The sequence below is a fragment of the Duganella fentianensis genome (assembly GCF_964031615.1).
Lineage (GTDB): Bacteria > Pseudomonadota > Gammaproteobacteria > Burkholderiales > Burkholderiaceae_D > Rugamonas > Rugamonas fentianensis_A.
Map to the genome: position 1 here is coordinate 414,731 of NZ_CAXIQN010000020.1, position 22,092 is coordinate 436,822.

16 protein-coding genes are annotated in these 22,092 nt (G+C 61.3%); all 16 read right to left on the reverse strand.

Features of this window, described 5'->3' with window-relative positions:
- Window positions 1–14: 14 nt before the first annotated feature.
- Window positions 15–950 carry a glycoside hydrolase family 43 protein gene (locus ABNT42_RS16370; RefSeq protein ID WP_348698870.1) on the reverse strand — a complete coding sequence of 312 codons (936 nt, stop codon included), beginning with the start codon at window positions 948–950 and terminating at the stop codon, window positions 15–17.
- 52 nt (window positions 951–1,002) lie between these two features.
- Window positions 1,003–1,986: a galactofuranose ABC transporter, permease protein YjfF gene (yjfF, locus tag ABNT42_RS16375; RefSeq protein WP_348698723.1), complete on the reverse strand. Its 984-nt coding sequence runs from the start codon at window positions 1,984–1,986 to the stop codon at window positions 1,003–1,005.
- Window positions 1,983–3,023, reverse strand: a complete 1,041-nt coding sequence (locus tag ABNT42_RS16380; protein ID WP_348698871.1) for an ABC transporter permease — start codon at window positions 3,021–3,023, stop codon at window positions 1,983–1,985. The genes yjfF and ABNT42_RS16380 overlap by 4 nt, the downstream gene beginning before the upstream one ends.
- 49 nt (window positions 3,024–3,072) lie before the next feature.
- Complete coding sequence (locus ABNT42_RS16385; RefSeq protein WP_348698724.1) at window positions 3,073–4,638, reverse strand: sugar ABC transporter ATP-binding protein; 1,566 nt, start codon at window positions 4,636–4,638, stop codon at window positions 3,073–3,075.
- A gap of 4 nt (window positions 4,639–4,642) precedes the next feature.
- Window positions 4,643–5,605: an ABC transporter substrate-binding protein gene (locus ABNT42_RS16390; protein ID WP_348698725.1), complete on the reverse strand. Its 963-nt coding sequence runs from the start codon at window positions 5,603–5,605 to the stop codon at window positions 4,643–4,645.
- 107 nt (window positions 5,606–5,712) lie between these two features.
- Window positions 5,713–8,154, reverse strand: coding sequence for a glycoside hydrolase family 127 protein (locus ABNT42_RS16395; protein WP_348698726.1), 2,442 nt, complete (start codon window positions 8,152–8,154; stop codon window positions 5,713–5,715).
- A complete protein-coding gene (locus ABNT42_RS16400; protein WP_348698727.1) occupies window positions 8,151–9,242 on the reverse strand; it encodes an arabinan endo-1,5-alpha-L-arabinosidase in 1,092 nt (363 codons plus the stop codon). Before ABNT42_RS16400 ends, ABNT42_RS16395 begins: the two co-directional genes overlap by 4 nt.
- A gap of 13 nt (window positions 9,243–9,255) precedes the next feature.
- Window positions 9,256–10,797 (reverse strand): glycoside hydrolase family 43 protein, encoded by a 1,542-nt coding sequence (locus tag ABNT42_RS16405; protein ID WP_348698728.1) that lies wholly within the window; start codon window positions 10,795–10,797, stop codon window positions 9,256–9,258.
- A gap of 4 nt (window positions 10,798–10,801) precedes the next feature.
- The gene (locus tag ABNT42_RS16410; protein ID WP_348698730.1) at window positions 10,802–12,349 is read right to left on the reverse strand and encodes an alpha-L-arabinofuranosidase C-terminal domain-containing protein; all 1,548 of its coding nucleotides are present in this window, start codon (window positions 12,347–12,349) and stop codon (window positions 10,802–10,804) included.
- 38 nt (window positions 12,350–12,387) lie between these two features.
- Window positions 12,388–14,346 carry a glycoside hydrolase family 97 catalytic domain-containing protein gene (locus ABNT42_RS16415; RefSeq protein WP_348698731.1) on the reverse strand — a complete coding sequence of 653 codons (1,959 nt, stop codon included), beginning with the start codon at window positions 14,344–14,346 and terminating at the stop codon, window positions 12,388–12,390.
- A gap of 63 nt (window positions 14,347–14,409) precedes the next feature.
- Window positions 14,410–15,177: an SDR family oxidoreductase gene (locus ABNT42_RS16420; RefSeq protein ID WP_348698733.1), complete on the reverse strand. Its 768-nt coding sequence runs from the start codon at window positions 15,175–15,177 to the stop codon at window positions 14,410–14,412.
- Between the two features lie 98 nt (window positions 15,178–15,275).
- The gene (locus ABNT42_RS16425; RefSeq protein WP_348698734.1) at window positions 15,276–16,880 is read right to left on the reverse strand and encodes an aldehyde dehydrogenase (NADP(+)); all 1,605 of its coding nucleotides are present in this window, start codon (window positions 16,878–16,880) and stop codon (window positions 15,276–15,278) included.
- Window positions 16,877–17,869 (reverse strand): AraD1 family protein, encoded by a 993-nt coding sequence (gene araD1, locus ABNT42_RS16430; protein ID WP_348698736.1) that lies wholly within the window; start codon window positions 17,867–17,869, stop codon window positions 16,877–16,879. The genes ABNT42_RS16425 and araD1 overlap by 4 nt, the downstream gene beginning before the upstream one ends.
- A gap of 111 nt (window positions 17,870–17,980) precedes the next feature.
- Complete coding sequence (locus ABNT42_RS16435; protein WP_348698738.1) at window positions 17,981–19,723, reverse strand: IlvD/Edd family dehydratase; 1,743 nt, start codon at window positions 19,721–19,723, stop codon at window positions 17,981–17,983.
- A 130-nt stretch (window positions 19,724–19,853) separates the two neighbouring features.
- A complete protein-coding gene (locus ABNT42_RS16440; protein WP_348698740.1) occupies window positions 19,854–20,936 on the reverse strand; it encodes an aldose epimerase family protein in 1,083 nt (360 codons plus the stop codon).
- Window positions 20,937–21,137: 201 nt separating this feature from the next.
- Window positions 21,138–22,088: a glycoside hydrolase family 43 protein gene (locus tag ABNT42_RS16445; RefSeq protein ID WP_348698741.1), complete on the reverse strand. Its 951-nt coding sequence runs from the start codon at window positions 22,086–22,088 to the stop codon at window positions 21,138–21,140.
- Between the last annotated feature and the right edge of the window lie 4 nt (window positions 22,089–22,092).

Below are 22,092 nucleotides of genomic sequence, written 5' to 3' on the forward strand. Positions count from 1 at the left end.
ATACCGATTGAGTATCACTTGCAGGCAGGCGAAGGATTGGCCGCAGGGCCTTCCTTGGTCTGGGCAATGAACGGAATGGTGCCATCAGCGTTGTACTTGAACTCTTCCACCGCTACCGAACGACGGAACTCGCCGCCACCGGGCAGCTTGGCGTTGTGGTAGAAGATGTAGGATTTGCCGTTGAAGTCGACGATGGCCTGATGGATGGTCTTCACCTTGGCGTTTTTCGACATGATCACACCGCGATAGTGCCATGGGCCGGTCGGGCTAGGCCCCGTCATATACGCTGTCTCCTCAGGGAAGTTGCGCGAGTAGGACAGGTAGTAGGTGCCGTTATGCTTGTGCAGATAGGACGCTTCCGTGAACATATCCATGCCCACGGTCTGGATAGGACCGTCGAATTCGATCATATTCGGTTTCAGCTTGGCGTATTTGAGCACCGTATTGCCCCAGTACAGATAGGCCTGACCGTCGTCATCCTGAAATACGGCGGGATCGATGTCGTCCCATGCAATCGGTGCCTGTAGCGTCATATCGTTGGTCACCAGCGCCGAACCACGCGCGTCCACGAACGGGCCTTCCGGACGGTCAGCCACGGCCACGCCGATGGCATGCCCGGGGATGGTGGCATGGTCCACCGTCGAATAGAAGTAGTACTTGCCGTCGCGCTTGGTGATATCCGCTGCCCACGCATGGCCCTTGGCCCATTTGAAGGTGGCGGCCTGCACGGGCGAGCCGCGATCCGTCCAGTTCTTCATGTCGCAGCTAGTGTAGAGACGCCACTCGTTCATCACGTAATCGGGGCTTTTCGGCGTGGCTTCGTCGTGGCCCACGTACAGATACACCGTGCCGTTCTCCACATAGGCCGACGGGTCAGCCGTGAACAGCTTAGGGAACAGCGGATTGGCCGCCTGCGCCAGCGGCGCAGCCAGCGCCGCTGCGGTCAGCATGGTCAGCGTTATAGGCTTCAGATATTTTTTCAAAACAGTCTCCTTGTAAATCCTAGCGACGTGCGCCCAGCGCCAGTGCGCGCTGAACCACACAGAATACGAACAGCAGTGCACCGATGACGATCTTGGTCCACCACGAACTGAGCGTGCCATCGAAGGCGATCAGGGTCTGGATGGTGCCCAGCACCAGCACACCGGACAGCGCACCGGCCACATAGCCGTAGCCGCCACTGAGCAGCGTACCGCCGATTACCACGGCAGCAATCGCATCGAGTTCCGTGCCCTGCGCGTGCAGGCCGTAGCCCGACAGCATATAGAACGAGAACAGTACACCGGACAGCGCAGCGCAGAAGCCACTGAAAGCGTAGATCAGCACTTTGGTGCGCGCTACGCGCAACCCCATCATGCGGGCCGACTGCTCGTTGCCGCCCACCGCGTAGATGGCGCGCCCGAACGGCGTGCAGTGCGCCACATAGATGGCGGCGGCCAGCGTCAGCAAGGCAATCAGCGCAGATGGCGACAGATAGCCGTCCAGCACCGGCAACTGGGTCTGCGACATGCTGACGAACAGCGGCTGGTCGATGGTGATCGAGTTAATGCTGATCAGGTAGCACAGGCCGCGCGCCAGAAACATGCCGGCCAGCGTGACGATGAAAGGCTGCAGCTTGAAATAATGGATCATGGCGCCCATCAATGCACCGAAGCAGGTGCCGACCAGCAGCACGATGGCAATCGCCAGCAGCGGCGGCCAGTGCCACACCTGCACCATCCATGCGGCCATCATGGTGGTCAGCGCCAGTACGGAACCCACCGACAGGTCGATACCGCCCGAGATAATCACGAAACTCATGCCGACGGCGATCACCAGCAGGAAGGCGTTATCGATCAGCAGATTAAGCAGCACCTGCAGCGACAGGAAGCCCGGATAGGCTGCGCCGCCTGCACCGAGCAGCACTGCCAGCAGGACCACCGTCGCCAGTGAAGTGAAATACGGCGACGCCATCGCCGCACGGCCACGCATTACCAGAGCGCTCATGCTGCGTCCCCTTCCGTTTTAGCGGCGCGCGTGCGCAGTGCGCTCCACATCGTCTTGAATTCAGCCGATTGCGACAGGCAGACCAGGAACACCACCACCGATTTGACCACCATATTGATTTCGGGCGGCAGGCCGAGGGAATAGATGGTGTAGGTCAGCGTCTGGATAATCAGCGCGCCCACCACGCTGCCGACCAGACTGAATTTGCCGCCCGCCAGCGAAGTGCCGCCCAGCGTCACGGCCAGAATCGCATCCAGTTCCAGCAGCAGCCCCGCGTTGTTCGCATCGGCGCTTTTGATATTCGCGCTGATGATCAGTCCAGACAGGCCAGCGCAGGCACTGCAGAATACATACACGAAGAAGATCAGCACCGCCGTGCGCAGACCGGCCAGCCGCGCCGCCACGGGATTGATGCCCACCGTCTGGATGAACAGGCCCAGTGCCGTTTTGCGCATCAGCAGCGCGGTCAGCGCAAACACGCCAGCGACCAGATACAGCGAGAACGGCAACCCGAACAGATAGCCGCTACCGATGAAGAAATACGGCTGGTAGTAGACCGTGATGATCTGGCCGTCCGTGAACAATTGCGCCAAACCGCGCCCGGCCACCATCAGGATCAGCGTGGCGACGATGGGCTGCAGACCGAGACCGGCCACCAGCACGCCGTTCCATGCGCCGCACAGCAGCGCCGCGCCCATGGCGGCACACAGCGCCCATACCATAGGCGTATTCGCCACGTAAGTCGGCACGCCATCCTGCATCACCATGGTGCCGCCGATCAGCATGGAAGCTACGGTGGCGCTGATGGCCACCACGGCACCGACCGAGATATCGATGCCGCGTGTGGCAATCACCAGCGTCATGCCCAGCGCCGCCAGTATCAGCGGCGCGGCGCGGTTGAGGATGTCGATCAGACTGCCGTACAAATGGCCGTCCTTGATTTCGAGGTGGAAGAAGCCGGGAATCAGCAGCAAGTCGAGCAACAGCAGCAAGACCAGCGCCGCCACGGGGCGGAATAAGGGATGGTGCACAAACATAGTGGAGCTTCCGGTTTTCGGCACAGCGGCAGGCTGCCGCAGGGTCAGACTAGGCATGCTGCTCTCCCGCTGCGATTACCTGCAGCACCGAGCTTTCGTCGAGCGCATTACGGGGATATTCGCCGGCCGTCTTGCGGTCGCGCATAACCACAATGCGGTCACTCACGCGCAGCACTTCGGGCAGTTCGGACGAAATGAACAGGATGGACATCCCCTTGCGGCACAGGCCCGCCACGTAATCCATGATTTCCTGCTTGGCACGCACATCGATGCCGCGCGTAGGCTCGTCGAGAATCAGCATCTCCGGCTCATTCACCAGCCAGCGCGCCAGCAGCACTTTCTGCTGGTTGCCGCCGGATAGTGCACCGATCGGGGTTTCGATGCTGGCCGTCTTGATGCCGAGCGCCTTCACATAGTGCTGCGCCAGTTCCTGCTGGCGTTTGAGCGGAATGGCGCGCAGTATGCCCAGGCGCGCCTGCAGTGCCAGCATCATGTTCTCGCGCACCGACAGTTCCAGCACCGCGCCTTCATGCTTGCGGTCTTCCGAGCAGAAGCCTATGCCGGCGGCGATAGCATCGCGTGGCGTGGCGATCTGGCGCTGCTTGCCGTGGATGGCGATCTTGCCGCTATCGGCGCGGTCGGCTCCGAACAGCAATCGTGCCAGCTCGGTGCGGCCGGAACCCAGCAGACCGGCCAGCCCGAGCAACTCACCCTTGCGCACTGCCAGATCGACCGGCGCCAGCGAACCGCGCCGCCCCAGACCCAGCGCCTGCAAAAATGCTGGCAATGCGCCCGTCTGGCTGGGGGGCGCGTCGGGCGCAACACTGCTGGCGGCATCCACTGCTTGCGTCTGTACGGCTGCGGGAGCCCCCACCATCTTGTTGACCAGTTCCACGCGCGACAATTCGCTGCAGGTGTATTCGCCTTCGCGCTCGCCGTTGCGCATCACCGTGATACGGTCGGAAATGGCATAGGTCTGATCGAGGAAATGGGTGACGAACAGAATCGCCATGCCCTGCTGGCGCAGATCGCGCAGCACGGCAAACAGCAGTTCCACTTCCTTCTCGTCGAGACTGGAAGTGGGTTCATCCAGTATCAGCACCTTGGCCGAACCGAGCAAGGCGCGCGAAATCGCCACCATCTGCTGTACGGCCAGCGGATACGAGGCCAGCGCGCGGTTCACATCGATCCGCACTTGCAGCCGTTCCAGCAGCACGCTGGCCTGCTGGCTCATGCCCTGCCAGTCGATGCGGCCAGCCTTGTGCGGATAGCGGCCTATGAAGATATTCTCTGCCACCGACAGATTCGGGCACAGATTCACTTCCTGATACACGGTACTGATGCCCAGATTCTGCGCATCAAGCGTGGAAGCGGGACGAATCGCGCGGCCTTGCAGCAGTATCTCGCCCTGATCTGGCGTGTACACGCCCGTCAGCACCTTGATCAGGGTGGATTTGCCCGCGCCATTCTGCCCCATCAGCGTATGCACTTCGCCCGGATACAGCGTGAGCGAAACCCCGTTCAGCGCCTGCACACCCGTGAACGCCTTGCTGATGCCGCGCAGTTGCAATACTGGCGCCACCGGCGCGGCAGCCGCCATCATTGAGCTACCCATGGTGTCAGTATTTACGGTTCGGGAATTCTTTGGCCGCCACTTCGGCAGGGAACACGCCCTCCACGGTGGTGATACGGCGCGGCACCGGCTTGCCCGCAACGATATCGCGCGCCAGTTGCATCAACTGTGGGCCCAGCAGCGGGCTGCATTCCACCGTGACGTTGAGCTTACCGGCCAGCATAGCCTCGAACGCGCCCTTCACGCCGTCGATGGAGATCACCAGAATGTCCTTGCCCGGTTTCAGGCCCGCTTCTTCGATAGCCTGGATCGCACCAATCGCCATGTCGTCATTGTGCGCATACAGCACGTTGATCTTCTTGCCTTCCGCCTTGAGGAAAGCTTCCATCACTTCCTTGCCCTTGGCGCGCGTGAAGTCGCCCGTCTGCGAGCGGATCACTTTGAGCTTGGCATTACCCGCGATGACTTCCTCGAAGCCTTTCTTGCGGTCCAGCGCCGGTGCCGAACCCACAGTGCCCTGTAGTTCAACGATGTTGATGACGGGATTAGGCAGCTTGGCGGTACGCTCGAGCAGCCAGCGGCCAGCGCGACGACCTTCTTCGACGAAATCGGAACCGATAAAGGTGACGTACAGGCTAGGATCGCTGACATTGACAGCACGATCGGTCAGTACCACGGGAATCTTGGCGGCTTTGGCTTCGCGCAGCACGGTATCCCAGCCCGATTCCACCACCGGCGAGAACGCGATCAGATCGACGCGCTGGGCGATGAACGAGCGGATCGCCTTGACCTGATTTTCCTGCTTCTGCTGGGCGTCGGCAAACTTCAGCGTGATGCCGTCTTTCTTGGCCGCGTCCTTGATCGATACCGTATTGGCGGTGCGCCATTCACTTTCGGCGCCCACCTGCGAGAAGCCGATCACCAGCGGTTTGGCGGCGAATGCGGCTGGGGTGGTGAAGCAGGCGGCCAGACAGGCCGCCGCGAGCAGGGTTCTGCGTTTGGATTGCATAGCAAAGTCTCCAGATGGATTTTTATGTATCTTCTGCCATCCATACTATGAGAATCTCAAATATCTATCCAATCACATTTTCACCAACTTCGATAACATTTTTGATATCATCGTAGCAGGCGCAAACCATACAGGCCACCGGCCAGCGAGCCAGCGCGCGCTTCGAAGCGTACCTCCCACTTTTCTGCTGCCGGCAAGTCGGCAGGCAGCGGATAGTCCACCGTGTAGAACTCTTCCGCCGCGTCAGCCGTCAGCGTCACTTCGGCCAGCACTGCGCCGTTCAGACGGATCGCAAAGCGCCGCCCGGCATCGCCACGGGCAAAAGTCAGTCGCAGCACCCGTGCTTCGCGCTTGGCATCGTTCAGCTGGTAACTGAACCAGCCGCTCGCATGGCGCCAGTGGCGGCCCTGATTGAGTCCCGCGTCGGCGCCTACACCACGGAAACCGTGGTCCGATTCCGGCTGCTGCTCGCCCGGCGCCACCTGATCGATGGTACGGGCATCCAGTGCCAGCCGCGCCGCCTCGTTCTGCGCTGTCTGCTGTCTGAGTCCCGCCAGATCGGCCGGGGTGGAATACGGCCAGTAGATCACGTAGCGCGAGTCGTGCAGGCGATAGAACGGCATAAAGGTGACGCTGGCATCGGGCTTCTGCTGCGCTCCCTGCACCAGTCCCGCCGCGCTAAACGTCAGCGGCTGGCCGGCCACGGGACGCAAGCGCTGCAGGAAATCCTTGCTATCGCTAACCAGCATGGGGCTGGCCTCCAGCGGGCACACGGGCCCCTGTGCCACGTGGCCCATGCGTGATTCGTCGGCGAGGAAATTCAGCTTCTCGTCTCCGAAAGGCTGGGTCTTCGCTGCCAGCACGACGGGGCCGTGCAGTAGCGCATAGTAATTGCTTTTATCCGGCATCTGCTCGAGACGCGTCGTCATCGGCAGCGTCAGTTCGACCTGATCGCCGTCGCGCCACTGGCGCCGCAGGCTGACATAATGGTCGCTATCGAGTTGCACCGGCACGGCCTTGCCATTCACCCGCAACTGCAGGGCGCCGGGCGCCACCCAGGCGGGATAGCGTAGCTTCAGGGTGAAGCGGGCCTTGCCACTGATGCGCAAGGTGCTGCGTTCCTCTTCGGGGAAGCGGCCATACTGGGTCACGCTGATGCCGCGCTCGCGCCAGTTCAGCGTGGATGGGATGAACAGGTTGACATACAGTTCGTCGCCACGGTGGGCATAGATAAATTCGCCATACTTGGCGTGGCTCTCGATACCGGAGCCGACGCAGCACCACATGCCCTTGTCTACCTGCGAATACACGCGGTAGTGATTCGGCCGCATCGGCGTGAAATACACGAAGCCACCCGTATCGGGCCGCTGCGATGACAGGATGTGGTTGTACAGCGCGCGCTCGTAATAATCGGCATAGCTGGCGCGCCCAGTGCGCTGGCCGGACTGGCCGTGCTGATATAGCAGTGCCGTCAGCTTGAGCATATTGTAGGTATTGCAGGTTTCCGGCCCCTCTACCTCGTTAATCATGGGCGAGAAATCGTGCGCATCATGGAAGTGCTCTTTGACGCTGTTGCCGCCGATAGCCACCGTGCGGTGATCGTGCACGGTCTGCCAGAAGAATTGTGCGGCCTGCTGCCATTCTGCGTCGCCCGTCATGCTGGCGATGCGCTGATAGCCGATGACCTTGGGGATCTGGGTATTCGCGTGCATGCCCGTCAGCTGATCCTGCCCATGCGCGAGCGGCTGCATGAGCGCGGGTTGCGAGAAGCGGATCGCCAGATCCAGATATTTACGCTGACCGGTCAGTTGCGCTACGTCGGCCAGCACTTCGTTCATGCCGCCATGTTCGCTGCGCAGCATGGCCTGCATCTGCGCTTCGCTCAGGTGACTGGTCAGTTCCAGCGCCCAGTCGGCCATGGCCACCAGCATCTCGCGCGCATCGGCATTGCCGCCATACTGGTAAGCGTCGCGCAGACCGGCATACAGCTTGTGCAGGTTATACCACGGCACCCACTTGCCGTTGACGGAGAAGTTGTCGGCATGTAGTTCACCGCGCGCAATGGCCTGCCATGCGGCGCTGCCGTCGGGGATGCCGCCGATATAGCCGTTACCGTTCTGCTGCTGGCAGCGTTTCAGTTCGGCCACGAAGTAATTCATCCGCCGCAGCACTTCGGCGTCGCCCGTGGAGGCATACATCAGCGCCAGCGCCGACAGGTAGTGGCCGCCCAGATGGCCATCGAGGCCGCTGGACTCCCAGTTGTCGTAGCTGGCCTGCTTGGGCGGCAGACCCGCTTCGCGCAGGAATGGCGCCAGCAGCCGGTCCGGCTCCATGTCGAGGATGTAGCGCAGGTCGGTACGCTGGGCATCCAGAAACGGGCTGGCGCCCAGCCGCACATCGGCCAGCGGGAATAGCTGCAACGGCGCGGCAGGGCGAGCCACGCTGACACCGGCAGCAGCAGCGGCAGAAGCGCTGCTAGCCGCAACGGGCAGCAGCACTACCAGCAACCATCCCGTGCACAGCGCAAGACGACGCAGTGGCAGCTTCATTTGGGCGCTATGATGCTGCTGCGGTAGCGCTCGAGGTCGGCCGGATCAACCACTGGCCAGCCCGCGCTATCCCAGCGGATTTCCATGACCTTCAGCTTCTGCAGGAAATCGTCCGCTGTTTCATAGGCGTGCATCACCAGATAGTCCTTGCCGTCAAACGTGTAAGTACCGTTGTGACCCAGACCACGCCAGGCCTTGGTGCCAGCGATCACCGTGCTACCGCCGCCCTTCATCATATCTACGCCAGCCTTATCCAGATACGGCCCCGCCACACTCTTAGAGCGCCCCACTACCACATGGTAAGTGCTGTCGCCCTTGCGGCAGCAGTAGCCGAACGAGGCGAACTGATAGAAATATTCGCCCTTGCGGAAAATGAACGGCGCTTCGATATCGTCGCTGCCAGCCGCAGCGCCCGCCGGCGCAGCCGCTGCAGGAACAGTGGTGCGACTGGCAATCGCATGCCACTCCTGCGGTTCGGCCAGTGCCGTGCGCTGTTCGTTCAGCCGCACCAGCTTGATGCCGCTCCAGAACGAACCGAATGCGAGCCATGCACCACCCTTGCCATCTTCAACGATATTCGGGTCGATCGCATTCCAGTTATCGCGTAGCGGCACTGATTGCAGTACCAGCCCCTGATCTTCCCAGCGATAGTCGGGCGAACGGGGATCGAGCGTCTTGTTGACGGTCACCGCGATGCCGGACGTATTCTTGCCAAAGCCGGATACCGAGTAATACAGATAGTAGCGGCCATTATGGAAGTGCACATCGGGCGCCCAGATATGACCGTCAAAGGTCGGTGCTACCTTGCGCGCCCACGCAGGCGGCTGGGCAAATACCTGCCCTTCCGGCTGCCAGTCGCGCATATTCTTCGAGCTGTAGAACGGGATACCGGGCCCCGTGCTGAACAGATACCAGGTGTCGCCCTGCTTGATCATGACGGGATCATGCACGCTGACCTGCTGGCCCACCGCGTTCGGCTGGGTGGCGGCATGGGCCAGCATGGTGCTGGCACCGCCTATGCCGATCAGCACTCCCATGCTGAAAAGTACGGCCAGCGACGATGGCGCCGTCAGCAGTTTGTTTAACAATTTTTGCCGCATCTTAGCTCCCTGTCCGTGCGCCCCAGATCGACACGCCCTCTACCGATTGTGCCGTCCAGGTGACCACAAATGCGCTGGCATTGCTATTCCACTGGCGCGACAGCACGCCATTGAAAGTACCGGCGCTGCCCAGCGCGATGGTGATTTTATTTCCGCCATTATGCTTCCAAGTGCCGCTGGCCGCACCGGACACGGTGCCGTCAGCCGCCAGCCGGATATTCTGCGAAGCCTTGATGCTGGCCGAAATATCCTTGCCGTGATTGATCATCTTGTAGGCACCGGCCGCTTCGGCCGGCGTCACTTCGGCTGCCAGCGGCGTGGCATTCTTGCTCAGCGGCGCGTAGCGGAACGGTGCGACCACCATCCAGCCATCCTCGTTGATAAACATTTCGTGCACGCGGATCTGGTGCAGTTCGCCCGTACCGGGGAAGCGCGTGTGGAAGATCAGGAAGTACTGTCCCGTGGACGCCTCGTAATAGGCCGAGTTATGGCCGGGCGAGACATAGCCCAGTGGCGTGCCCGTTTCGCCGTCCGCCAGTGCGAACTGGTGGTTGCCCATGATCTTCTGGCCGTACGGGGCGATGCTGACGTCATCGAACAGCGGCAGTGCCGGATTCGATTTGACGTTGACCATGTCGTTGCCCTTGGCGTCCAGATACGGCCCGTCCGGATTGAGCGAACGGGCTACTCGCATGTTGTAGGCGCCATTCGCATCGAGTCCGCCGAACGAGGTGAACAAGTAGTAGTACTTGCTCTGCGGGCTGTACAGAATGTAGGCGCCTTCGATGCGGCTGTGATTACCACCCATCAGGCGCTTGCCGTAGCCCTGCCCCGGTTTCTGCAGGCCGGTGGCCGGATCAAGCGCAAGGATGAAGATGCCGCCCGAGTACGAGCCGTACACCATCCACAGCTTGCCGTCCTTATCGAAGAAGGTGGCCGGATCGACCGCATTCGGCATGGTCAGCGCATCGTAGACGTTGACACCGTCTTCGCTGGTCTGGCCCCACATGCCGGATTTCAGCATGATCTGCTTGTTCACATACGGGCCTTCGATCTTGTCGGCCACGGCCACACCCAGCGCCGAGCGGGGCGAATCGCCTTTGCAGGCGTCATAGTAGAAGTAGTACTTGCCATCGGCCAGACGGATCACGTCGGGCGCCCACAAATCGGTCACCTGCGCCCACGAGAAGGTGTCGCCCAGCGCCGTGGTGACGTTGTTGAACAGCGGATTGCTGTTGTTGACACCATCGGCGATTTTGCTCCAGTTCATCAGGTCGGTCGACTTGGCCGCCGCCAGATGGGAACCGAATACGTAGTAGGTGCCATCCACGCGGATCACGGCTGGATCGTGTACCGAGGCGTCGGCGAAGCTGATGCTGGTCGGCGTTGGCGTCGGCGTCGGCGTCGGCGTTGGCGTCGGCGTTGGCGTCGGCGTTACTGCAGCCGTGCTGCCGCCACCACCACCGCCGCAGCCGGCCAGTAGCAGCGCCACGCCGCCAGCGATGGCCTTGCGGCGCGAGAGGCTGATATCGTGCTCGTTCATATTCTTACTCCACTGCGACCACGACCACCGACTTGGCCGGAATCTGCACACTCAGTTTGCCGTCCACTGCCTTGGCGCTGAACGGTGCCGGTTTCACCGCCTGCGGAGCGGCAAAGGTGTTGTGGGCGTCCATCGCCGCCGCTGTCAGCACACGGCCACGCACGCCCTGCACCTGCTGGCCCGGCAGCGCAAGCGCTACATCCGCCGCCTCACGTGGATTGGTATTGACCAGCGCCAGATAGACTTTGCCATCGGTGGCACGGGCCGCCGTCGCGCTAATTTCGGGTATGCTGGCGCCATCGAGTGCGTACTGGCGGTTGTTACTTAGCGTCACCGGCAGGAAGGTGGCGTTCTGGAACGGCACATACATTTCGAACGCGTGGTAGGTCGGCGTCAGCAGCATCTTGTCTTTATCGGTGATGATCATGGCCTGCAGCACATTCACCATCTGGGCGATATTGGTCATACGCACGCGGTCAGCATGGGCATGGAAGATGTTGAAGTTAAGCGCCGCAACAAGCGCATCGCGCAGGGTGTTCTGCTGAAACAGGAAGCCCGCATTGGTGCCCTTCTCGACGTCGTACCAGGTGCCCCACTCGTCCACGAACAGACCCAGTTTCTTCTCCGGATCGTGCTTGTCCATGGCCGCAGCATTGCGCTGCATGTGCTGTTCCATGCGCAGCGTGTTGGCCAGCGTGGAGATCCATTCCTTTTCGGCGAAGCCGGTGGCGGCGCCCTTGACTTCCCATTTACCGGTCGGGATGGTGTAGTAGTGGAAGCTGATGCCGTCGGTCTGGCGCTTGAGGCGCTTGCTCAGCACATCCGACCAGCTAATGTCGTTGTCATTGCCGCCGCTGGCGATCATCTTCGGACGATATTGCGCCGGTGCGCGCAGGAAGGTTTCGACATTGCGGTACAGATCGGCGTAGTGGTCCGGCGACATATTGCCGCCACAGCCCCAGGCTTCGTTACCGATGGCGAAGTAGGCTACCTTGAACGGCTTGTCGCGCCCGTTCTTGCGGCGCAGATTGGCCAGCGTGGACTTGCTATCCGAGGTCATGTACTCGATCCATTCCGACATTTCCTGCGCACTGCCGGTGCCCAGATTGCCGTTCACATAGGCGTCGGCGCCCAGCATTTCCACCAGATCGAAGAACTCGTGGGTACCGACAGCGTTGGATTCCTCTACCCCGCCCCAGTTGGTGTTGACCTTCACGGGGCGCTTGTCGCGCGCGCCGATGCCGTCTTTCCAGTGGTATTCGTCGGCGAAGCAGCCGCCCGGCCAGCGCACCAGTGGCACGTGCATGGCTTTCAGTGCGCCCACAACGTCGTTACGCCAGCCTTTGGTGTTGGGGATCTTCGAGTTCGGGCCGACCCACAGGCCGCCATAGATGCCGGTGCCGAGGTGCTCGGCGAACTGGCCATAGATATCCTTGTTGATGACAGGGCCCGGTTTGGCCGTATCGATGCTGACGCCAACCGGTTCGGCTGCATACACCGCGCCCGCTGCCAGCAGCGACAGAGTCAGTACGCTACGCTTGAAATAGTTCATGCTTGTCTCCTAATTTTAGAGGTTTTGGGATGGCTGTCTTAAAGTTGAATCAGGAAGCCGCCATGCGGCTCGATGGTGATCTCGACCTGCTTGTCATTGCTGATGGGGCGCTGCTCGAAGCTGCGTCCGGCCGCACCGGCACCGGCACCGGCACCGGCACCGGCACCGTCAGTAATGATGCTGCCGTGGCGCTGACCGGCAAACGATAGATCGAGCCGCACCGTACGGGCGCTGTCGCCCGCATTGATACCGGCGATATACCAGTGCTGACCGGCGCGCCGCGCCATCACTACGTACTGGCCCGGATAGCCATCCAGCAGCCGGCTGTCATCCCAGCTACGGGGCAGCTCCTGCAGCAGCGTCTTCACATAGGCCGGCACGGTAGACATGCCTTCCGGCGTCTCGGCAAAGTGCTGGATACCGGACAGGTACAGCACCGAGGTGGCCAGTTCGAAGCCGTTGCTGGCGCTGCGACGGATATTCGGAATCTCGCCAAACACCATGGGCGTGAAATCCATCGGGTCGAACAGGTTGCGCGTGAACGGCAACATCGCAGCGTGGGTCGGCATACGGTCTTCGTCTACCTGCTCGAAGGTGGTGAACTCCATGCCGCGCACGGCTTCCATGGTCATCAGATTCGGATAGGTACGGGCCCAGCCCCGCGGCAGCGTGGCGCCGTGGAAGTTGACCAGCAGTCCCGCATCGGCGGCATCGCGCAGAATATCGACGTAGTAGGCGATCATCGACTGGCCATCGCCGCCGAAGAAGTCGATCTTCACGCCTTTCACGCCCAGCGCGCGCAGGCGGGCAAATTCGGCAACGCGCTGTTCGTGGGTCAGCAGCTTGCTCTTGGGTGAATACTCGGTGGTGTTCCAAGCGCCCGAGGAGTTATACCAGAGCAGGATGCCGACCTGTTTCGCGGCGGCGTACTGCACCAGTTCGCGCACTTTGTCATAGCCTATCTTGCGGTCCCAATCGGCATCGATCAGGGTGTAGTCCCAATGCATATCGGCCGCATAGTCGATGAACTTCTTCTGCACTTCGTACACCGTGGCATCATCCTTGAGCAGCGCCCAGCTCCACGAGGCATGGCCGGGCTGCACCAGCGCGCGCGGGAAGGTAATGGCCGGCGCCGCCAGATCGGTACCCAGCGTGGAATTAGTGACCGTGGCCAGCGAGCCCAGTGCCAGCACGCGCCATGGCGTGGTCAGCGTGCCACTCACGTCGGCCAGCAGGCCGCCGCCGGTATAGACTTCGGCCGCCATTGGCTGGCCGATGCGGTATTCGCCGCCTTCCGAACTGGCAGCCAGACGCGAAGCCTGATAGCTGCCATCCATGCCGGCCTCGCTCACTGCCAGCCAGTTGTCGCCCGTCTTGAACAGCGCGGGGAATACCCAGCCGGCGGCAGTCGGTGCCGGCGTGCCGGCGGCGATGTCCATTTTGTAGTGTTCTTCATACGACGGATTGGTATTGCTCCATCCCGTCTGCGCCACCGACATCGGCTGCAGCCATGCGCGCGCTGCGGCCGGCAGTGCAAAACTGGTCTGCTCGGCGATCAGCTGTTTGCGCGCCAGCGCCGGCTCGCGCACGCGGTAGCGCAACGCCACGCCATCGTTAGAAACGCGCAGGCTGATTTCCATGCGCTGACCGGCAGGATTGCGCACGGTAGCAGTCTGCTCGACGGCACGGTAGCTGATCTTGCGGCGTTTGCCGACGGCCATCTCGTAATCCTCGTGCACCGCCTGCGCGCGACTGACGTGACTCACGCTCAGTTGCTGCGACAGATCGGCGCCCCGCAACTGCAAGCCCAGTCGCGATGGCAGCAGCACGAGCTGGCCGTCGCGCGCCACGCTGTACTGCAGCGTGCCGTTGGCGGCAGTTTCCAGCGTTACGCTGATGTGACGATCGGGGCTGCGCAGCAGCGTGATCGGCGCGGCGCTGGCCGGCACTGCCGTCAAGGCCGCCAGCAGCAGCGCAGGGTAAGCTATCTTCACCATATTGACACCTCGTTGTAGAAAGTGGCCGGCCGCGCAGGCGCGCTGCGTGCCGGATGCCAGGGATTAAACCCAGCCTGCATCGACAATGAATTCCTGCGCCGTACACATGGCGCCATCGTCGGCCGCGAGGAACAGCACCATCGAGGCGATATGCTGCGGCATCAGCTTGGTGGGGATGCACTGATTACGTTTGATTTCAGCTTCGCCGGCGTCATCCAGCCACAGGTCGATCTGGCGCTGGGTCATTACCCAGCCCGGCGTGACGGTGTTGACGCGGATACCGTGCGCGCCGAATTCGCGCGCCAGTCCGCGCGTGAGGCCATGCACGGCCGCCTTGGAGGTGGCGTACACGGGATAGCCGGCATTCTTCACATGCCACGAGATCGAGCCGACGTTAATGATGGAGCCGGCACCCTTCTTTTTCATGCCTTCGTACACGGCCTGACAGGTAAAGAACATGGGACGCTGGTTAATCGCGATGCGCTCGTTCCAGTAGTCGAGCGTGACGTCGGAAGTTTCATGGCGCTGGTCGTTGGCAGCGTTATTCACCAGAATATCGAAGTCGCCGATGAGGCCGGCCAGTTCGGCCATGGTGGCCTGCAACGCGGCGATGTCGGTGATGTCGCACTGACGGAACAGCGGCTCGGGATAACCGGCTTCCCTGACGCGGCGTGCCAGCGCAAAGCTGGCGTCGCGCGCGATGTCGACGAAAGCCACATGGGCGCCCTGCTCTGCAAACGAGATCACCATGGCTTCGCCTATGCCGGTTCCGCCACCGGTGATGAATACACGTTTGCCACGCAGGCTACCGAATTTAGCCAGTTGGGTCATACAGTCTCCGGATATTTTTTTTTAATGTTTTATAGCCACCGGCCCACCATTCGAGTGATGGCAGCGCGGTGGCTAGGTACTACAGGATCAAAGGCAAATTAGCGCGTCAGCACGCCTTCGCGCCGGTGCCAGCGCTGGGCGCCGGCGAGCGATGCATCACCGGCCACGCCACTGTCGCGCAGCACTTCCGGCAGCAGAGCCTGCGCCAGATTCTGGTAGCACACGGGACGCAGGAAGCGGCTGATTGCACCGGTACCCACCGACGTGCTGCGGCCGTCCGAAGTGGACGGGAACGGCCCGCCGTGCACCATGGCGCTGCACACTTCCACGCCAGTCGGATAGCCATTGGCCAGGATCCGGCCAGCTTTACGTTCGAGCAGCGGCAGCAGCGCCTGTGCTGCAGCCAGGTCAGCTTCATCCATCTGCAGCGTGGCCGTCAGCTGGCCTTCCAGACTCTCGGCCACCTGATGCAGTTCGGTCAGATCGCGGCAGGCCACCACCAGCGAGGCCGGGCCGAACACTTCGTCCGACAGCGCATGCTGCGACAGGAAGGCGGCAGCCGTGGTGCGGAACAGCGCCGGTGCGCCCTTGCCCTGCTCCTGTGGCGCCAGCGCCAGCGTGCTCACAGCGTCGTGCTGCTGCAGTTGCTGGATGCCGCGCTGATAGCTGCCGGCGATACCGGACGACAGCATGGCGCAGGCGGCACCACCGGCCAGCGCCTTTGCTGCCGTGTTCGTGAAGCGTTCCAGATCGGGGCCGTCGATGGCGATTACCAGACCGGGGTTGGTACAGAACTGCCCCACGCCCAGCACCAGCGAACCAGCAAAGCCTTGTGCGATGTCTTCGGCGCGCGCGGCCAGTGCCTGCGGCAGCAGGAACACAGGATTAATCGAACTCATTTCGGCATACACGGGAATCGGTACAGGGCGTGCAGCCGCCACCGCCATCAGCGCCGTGCCGCCACTACGCGAGCCGGTAAAACCGACCGCCTTGATGGCCGGATGGCGCACCAGTTCCTGCCCGATGCCATTGCCGCTGCCCGTGAGCAGTGCGAACACGCCGGCCGGCAGGCCGCACAACTGGGCTGCCTTGACGATGGCGCGGCCAACCAGTTCCGAGGTGCCGGGGTGTGCCGAGTGAGCTTTGAGCACCACCGGGCAGCCCGCTGCCAGCGCCGATGCCGTGTCGCCGCCCGCCACCGAGAACGCCAGCGGGAAGTTACTGGCAGCGAAAACTGCCACCGGACCCAGCGGGATCATGCGCATGCGCAGTTCTGGCCGCGGCGGCGTACGTTCCGGCAGTGCGGGATCGACGCGCACGTCATGCCACGAACCTTCGCGCAGCAGGTTGGCGAACAATTTCAGCTGCCCTACGGTGCGGCCACGCTCGCCCTCGATACGCATACGGGGCAGGCCGCTTTCGGCCATCACGCGCTCCACCAGCGTTTCGCCCAGCGCCATGATCTGCTCGGCGATGGTTTCGAGGAACACCGCGCGCTGCTCGTCGCCGAGTGCGCGGAACTGGTCAAACGCTGCGTCGGCCAGACGGCAGGCCTGATCGATCTGGGTCAGATCGACGGCATGGAAAGCCGGCTCGAGCTGCTGCTGGGTCGCAGGGTTGAAGCCGTACACCGCGCTGCCATGGCCCTTGACGGCCACGCCGCCTATCAGGGCATCGCCCGTAATCAGTGCGATATCGCTCATAGTGGCAGCACCTTGGCCACTTCGGTGGCGTACACGGACAGCTTGTTGCGCAGCGCCGGGCCGAACTGGGGCGCTTCGATTTCGAAGGTTTCACCGGGCTGCACCACGATGTTGTCGGCCACGCTCAGCGTAGCAGTGCCAAAGAAATGGATGTGCACATCACCGGCGCGCTTGAACAGCGGGTATTTGAAGTGGTGGTGTTCCAGATTGGCCAGCGTGTGCGACATATTCTGTTCGCCGCTGAAGAAAGCTTTTTCCCAGCGCAGCTTGCCCTCTTTATCGTAGATGCGCGAAGTGCCTTCGATATGCGCCGGCGCTTCGCCCACCAGCAGTGCCGGACCAAGGCCGCAGGCGCGCAGCTTGGAGTGCGCCAGATACAGATAGTTCTGGCGTTCCGTCACGTGGTCGGAGAATTCGTTACCGATGGCATAGCCTACGCGGTAAGGCTGACCGTCGTCGCCGATCACGTACAGACCGGCCACTTCCGGCTCCTCGCCACCGTCGAGCGCGAAGTCCGGCATGGCCAGATCGGCACCGCTAGCCGCGACGATGGAACCGTCACCTTTGTAGAACCATTCAGGCTGCACGCCAGCCACACCGGCAGCGGGCTTGCCGCCTTCCACGCCCATGCGGAACATCTTCATGGAATCACTGAGCGATTCCACATCGCCGCCGATTTTCTTGTGCATGGCGTCGCGCGTATCGGCGCTGCCCAGATGGGTCAGACCCGTACCCGTTACATAGCAGTGCGCCGGGTCGGCATGGTCTATCGGTGGCAGCAGACGGCCCTCTGCCAGCACGGCATCAAAGGCCAGCTCGGTTTTGCCCTGTGCGGCATTGGCCAGCGCGGCCAGACTCTGCTTCTGGCGTATCGCAGCCTGCGCTAAAGCGTAGGTGGTTTCGTAACCTTCGATAACGCGGATGGTGTTCTGTTCCAGCACGCCGATCTGGCGGCCTCCCTGAACATTCTTGAATTGGACGAGCAGCATGACTTCTCCGGATTTCTGTATTCAGTTGATACGATGAGTGTGAGGGTGCAACGCTGGCCCGCTGTGCATCGCCATACGATGGCCTGCCGGCGGGCCGCAAACTTGCAGCGATCAGTGCGAGTGACGCGGCACGGCCGAGCCGCGGTTACCGACCAGGAAGTCGAAGTCGCAGCCTTCGTCGGCCTGCAGCACGTGTTCGATATACAGTTGCTGGTAGCCCGTCTTCGGACCCGGCGCACTGCCGCGCTTGCGCGCTGCCTGACGCTGGGCCATTTCCTCGTCGGAGATTTCCAGATTCAGTACGCCACCGGCACAATCAAGAGTGATCCAGTCGCCATCCTTGACGATGCCCAGCGGGCCACCGGCCATGGCTTCCGGTGCGACGTGCAGTACCACCGTACCGTAGGCCGTGCCGCTCATACGCGCGTCGGAGATACGCACCATGTCTTTCACACCAGCGGCCAGCAGCTTCGGTGGCAAGCCCATATTGCCCACTTCGGCCATGCCGGGATAGCCTTTCGGGCCACAGTTCTTCATCACCAGCACCGAGTTGGCATCCACTTCCAGATTCGGATCGACGATGGCAGCCTTGTAATGCTCGAAGTCTTCGAATACCACGGCACGGCCACGGTGCTGCATCAGTTCCGGCGTTGCTGCCGAAGGTTTCAGCACAGCGCCGCGTGGCGCCAGATTGCCGCGCAGGATGCAGATGCCGCCATCCTTGAGCAGCGGCTTGTCGAGCGGACGCACTACTTCGTCGTCGTAGATAGGCGCGTCCTTGCAGTTTTCCCACAGCGTCTTGCCGTTGACCGTCAGTGCATCCGGATTTGGTACCAGATTGCCCTCGCCCATGCGGCGGATCACGGCAGGCAGACCGCCAGCGTAGTAGAACTCTTCCATCAGGAAGCGGCCCGAAGGCAGCAGATCGACGATGGTCGGCGTACCGCGGCCGACACGGGTCCAGTCTTCCAGCTCCAGATCGACGCCGATACGGCCAGCGATGGCTTTCAGGTGGATCACGGCATTGGTCGAGCCACCGATGGCCGCATTCACGCGGATGGCGTTCTCGAAGTTTTCGCGCTTGAGCACTTTGGACAGCTTCAGGTCTTCCTTGACCATGTCGACGATGCGGATACCGGACATGTGGGCGAGGATGTAGCGGCGCGAATCCACCGCAGGAATCGCGGCATTGTGCGGCAGCGAAGTACCCAGTGCTTCGGCCATGCAGGCCATGGTGGACGCCGTACCCATGGTGTTGCAGGTACCGGCCGAGCGCGAGTGGCCCGATTCCGCCGACATGAATTCGTGCATGGAGATTTCACCAGCCTTGACCTGCTCGTGCAACTGCCATACGGCCGTGCCGGAACCGATGTTCTTGCCGTTCAGCTTACCGTTCAGCATAGGGCCACCGCTCACGACGATGGTAGGAATATCCACCGAAGCTGCACCCATCAGCAGCGCTGGCGTGGTCTTGTCGCAACCGACCAGCAGCACCACGCCGTCCATCGGATTGCCGCGGATCGATTCTTCCACGTCCATACTGGCCAGATTGCGGGTCAGCATGGCGGTCGGGCGCAGATTCGATTCGCCGTTCGAGAATACGGGGAATTCAACGGGGAAGCCACCGGCTTCCAGAATGCCGCGCTTGACGTGCTCGGCCAGTTTGCGGAAATGTGCATTGCAAGGGGTCAGCTCGGACCACGTGTTGCAGATGCCGATGATGGGTTTGCCCTGGAATTCATGATCGGGGATGCCCTGATTCTTCATCCAGCTGCGGTACATGAAACCGTTCTTGTCCTGCGTACCAAACCACTCGGCCGAGCGTAACTTGACCTTCTTGTCGTTCTCAGACATGCATATCTCCTCAGTATGTTTCTGCACGGGGACGTGCTTGTCATGCCCCCGCATCGATAAGCCATACTAAGATGTACAGAGATATCTTTCCAATAAAATATTATTCGACTTTGATATCGAAATTAATATCTCAGGCACCTGCCGCACCCGCCGCCGCATCCGTCGTGAAACGATATTCCATCTGCGTACGGTAGACGGCATCAGGGCGCAGGATGGTGGAGGCAAATTGCGGCTGGTTAGGCGCGTCAGGAAAATGCTGCGGCTCCAGACAGAAACCGCTGCGCAAATCATACACACGACCCTTGCCGCGCACGGCGTCGGAGAGGAAATTGCCGCTGTAGAACTGCACGCCGGGCTCCTGTGTCCAGACTTCCAGTACACGGCCAGACACGGGTTCGCGCACCCGTGCTGCCAGTTCCAGCGCACCATCTTGCTGACGGTTCAGCGCAAAGTTATGGTCATAGCCGGAGCCATGCTGCAGTTGCTGATCACTGGCGCCGATGCGGGCACCAATCGCGTGCGGTGCGCGGAAATCGAACGCCGTGCCCTGCACGGGGCGTAGCTCGCCGGTCGGTATCAATCCCGCATCCACGGGCGTGTAGGCATCGGCCGGTATGGTCAGCTCATGGCCGAGAATATCGCCCTGCCCCGCCAGATTGAAATAGGCGTGGTTGGTCAGGTTGACGGGCGTGGCTTGATCCGTGACAGCATGGAAAGCAATACGCAATGCATTATCGCCACCCAGTTCATAGCGCACCGTCACATCGAGGTTGCCGGGATAACCCTGCTCGCCATCAGGACTACGGTAGCGCAGCGTCAGCGTCGCCGTATCCGCGCTGCTAGCGGCCTCCGCCTGCCACAGCTGGCGATGAAAGCCCTCACGGCCGCCATGCAGATGATTGATACCGTTATTGACATCAAGCTGATAGCGTTTGCCATCCAGTTCGAATTGCCCTTGTGCGATGCGGTTGCCGTAGCGGCCTATCAGCGCGCCGAAATAATGCGATTCCCCCATATAGGCCGTCGCATCATCGAATCCCAGACAGACATCGCCCAGTTGCCCGCTACGGTCAGGCGCCAGTATGGAAGTAATCACGCCACCCAGATCGCTGATGCAGACCTGCATGCCATGCTGGTTGGTCAGCGTATAAAGCGTGGCGGCACGGCCATCCGGCAGTTGGCCAAAAGGAGAACTGGAAATACTTGCTTGCATAGGGAGCTTTCTGGGCGTGCGCGACAGAGGGTCGCGACCTTGGACTAAATGAATGCGTGAGGCATTCGTACTCGTTTGTATGTCTCGTTGTGTCTCGTTCTGTCTCGTTTTGTCGCGTCAGCCCCGCCAGACGGCAGAAGAGACAAAACGAGACAAAACGAGTACAAACGAGACAGCTAAACGAGACAGGATGCTATACGGTTAGGCGATGGATGGCTTGCCGAACACGGGCATGCCTTGCGCATCCCACTTGAGCGGCTTCACATAGGTATGGCGGTCAGGATTCCACAGCGGATCGCCGACGATTTCCGTATAGGTACGGGCGTGGTACACCAGCAGCGTCTCGCCATCTTCACCGGTGGTGAAGCTGTTATGGCCGGGGCCATACACGCCATGCTCGAAGCAGGTCTGCAGCACTGGCTGGGGCAACTTGGTCCACGCAGCCGGATCGAGCAGATCGGCATTCTCGTCCGCCCACAGCAGCCCCATGGCATAGTTCTCGTCGGTGGCGCTGGCCGAATAGCTGATAAAGATCTTGCCATTCTTCTTCAGCACAGACGGTCCTTCATTGACCCAGAAGCCGCGGATTTCCCAGTCAAATTCCGGCTTGCTCAGCATGACAGGCGCACCGCCCAGCTGCCACGGCGTCTTCATTGGAGCGATATACAGATTGGAATTGCCTTCGATCGCCACATCCTTCTGTGCCCACAGATAGTACAGCTGGCCTTTATGCGTGAAAGTGGTGGCATCGAGGCAGAAAGTATCGATGCCCGTATCGATCTGGCCCATGAACTCCCACTGCCCTTCCAGCGGATTGGCATTGGTATTGCGGATCGCATACATACGGTGCTGGAACAGCTTGTACTTGATTTCGCGGCTAGGCGCAGCGGCAAAATACACATACCACGCACCGTCGTTAAAGTGCAATTCCGGTGCCCACACCAGTTCGCTGTATGGCCCCGTCTCCGGCTTATGCCAGACATCCACCTTCTGCGCGTCTACCAGTCCGGCCACCGTGCTAGCGCGACGCAGTTCGATGCGGTCATACTGCGGCACCGAGGCGGTGAAGTAGTAGTATCCGTCGCTGTGACGGTAGATATGGGGATCGGCGCGCTGTTCGATCAGCGGCTTGAGTACATTTACAGTTTCCATGCTT

Bases quoted from the DNA above. Each gene is read 5' to 3' on its own strand.
- ABNT42_RS16440 (WP_348698740.1), bottom strand. From the start codon at position 20,936: ATGCAAGCAAGTATTTCCAGTTCTCCTTTTGGCCAACTGCCGGATGGC.
- ABNT42_RS16370 (WP_348698870.1), bottom strand. From the start codon at position 950: ATGCTGACCGCAGCGGCGCTGGCTGCGCCGCTGGCGCAGGCGGCCAAT.
- ABNT42_RS16425 (WP_348698734.1), bottom strand. From the start codon at position 16,880: ATGAGCGATATCGCACTGATTACGGGCGATGCCCTGATAGGCGGCGTG.
- ABNT42_RS16415 (WP_348698731.1), bottom strand. From the start codon at position 14,346: ATGGTGAAGATAGCTTACCCTGCGCTGCTGCTGGCGGCCTTGACGGCA.
- ABNT42_RS16445 (WP_348698741.1), bottom strand. From the start codon at position 22,088: ATGGAAACTGTAAATGTACTCAAGCCGCTGATCGAACAGCGCGCCGAT.
- ABNT42_RS16420 (WP_348698733.1), bottom strand. From the start codon at position 15,177: ATGACCCAACTGGCTAAATTCGGTAGCCTGCGTGGCAAACGTGTATTC.
- yjfF (WP_348698723.1), bottom strand. From the start codon at position 1,986: ATGAGCGCTCTGGTAATGCGTGGCCGTGCGGCGATGGCGTCGCCGTAT.
- araD1 (WP_348698736.1), bottom strand. From the start codon at position 17,869: ATGCTGCTCGTCCAATTCAAGAATGTTCAGGGAGGCCGCCAGATCGGC.
- ABNT42_RS16435 (WP_348698738.1), bottom strand. From the start codon at position 19,723: ATGTCTGAGAACGACAAGAAGGTCAAGTTACGCTCGGCCGAGTGGTTT.
- ABNT42_RS16405 (WP_348698728.1), bottom strand. From the start codon at position 10,797: ATGAACGAGCACGATATCAGCCTCTCGCGCCGCAAGGCCATCGCTGGC.
- ABNT42_RS16410 (WP_348698730.1), bottom strand. From the start codon at position 12,349: ATGAACTATTTCAAGCGTAGCGTACTGACTCTGTCGCTGCTGGCAGCG.
- ABNT42_RS16390 (WP_348698725.1), bottom strand. From the start codon at position 5,605: ATGCAATCCAAACGCAGAACCCTGCTCGCGGCGGCCTGTCTGGCCGCC.
- ABNT42_RS16380 (WP_348698871.1), bottom strand. From the start codon at position 3,023: ATGTTTGTGCACCATCCCTTATTCCGCCCCGTGGCGGCGCTGGTCTTG.
- ABNT42_RS16385 (WP_348698724.1), bottom strand. From the start codon at position 4,638: ATGGGTAGCTCAATGATGGCGGCTGCCGCGCCGGTGGCGCCAGTATTG.
- ABNT42_RS16395 (WP_348698726.1), bottom strand. From the start codon at position 8,154: ATGAAGCTGCCACTGCGTCGTCTTGCGCTGTGCACGGGATGGTTGCTG.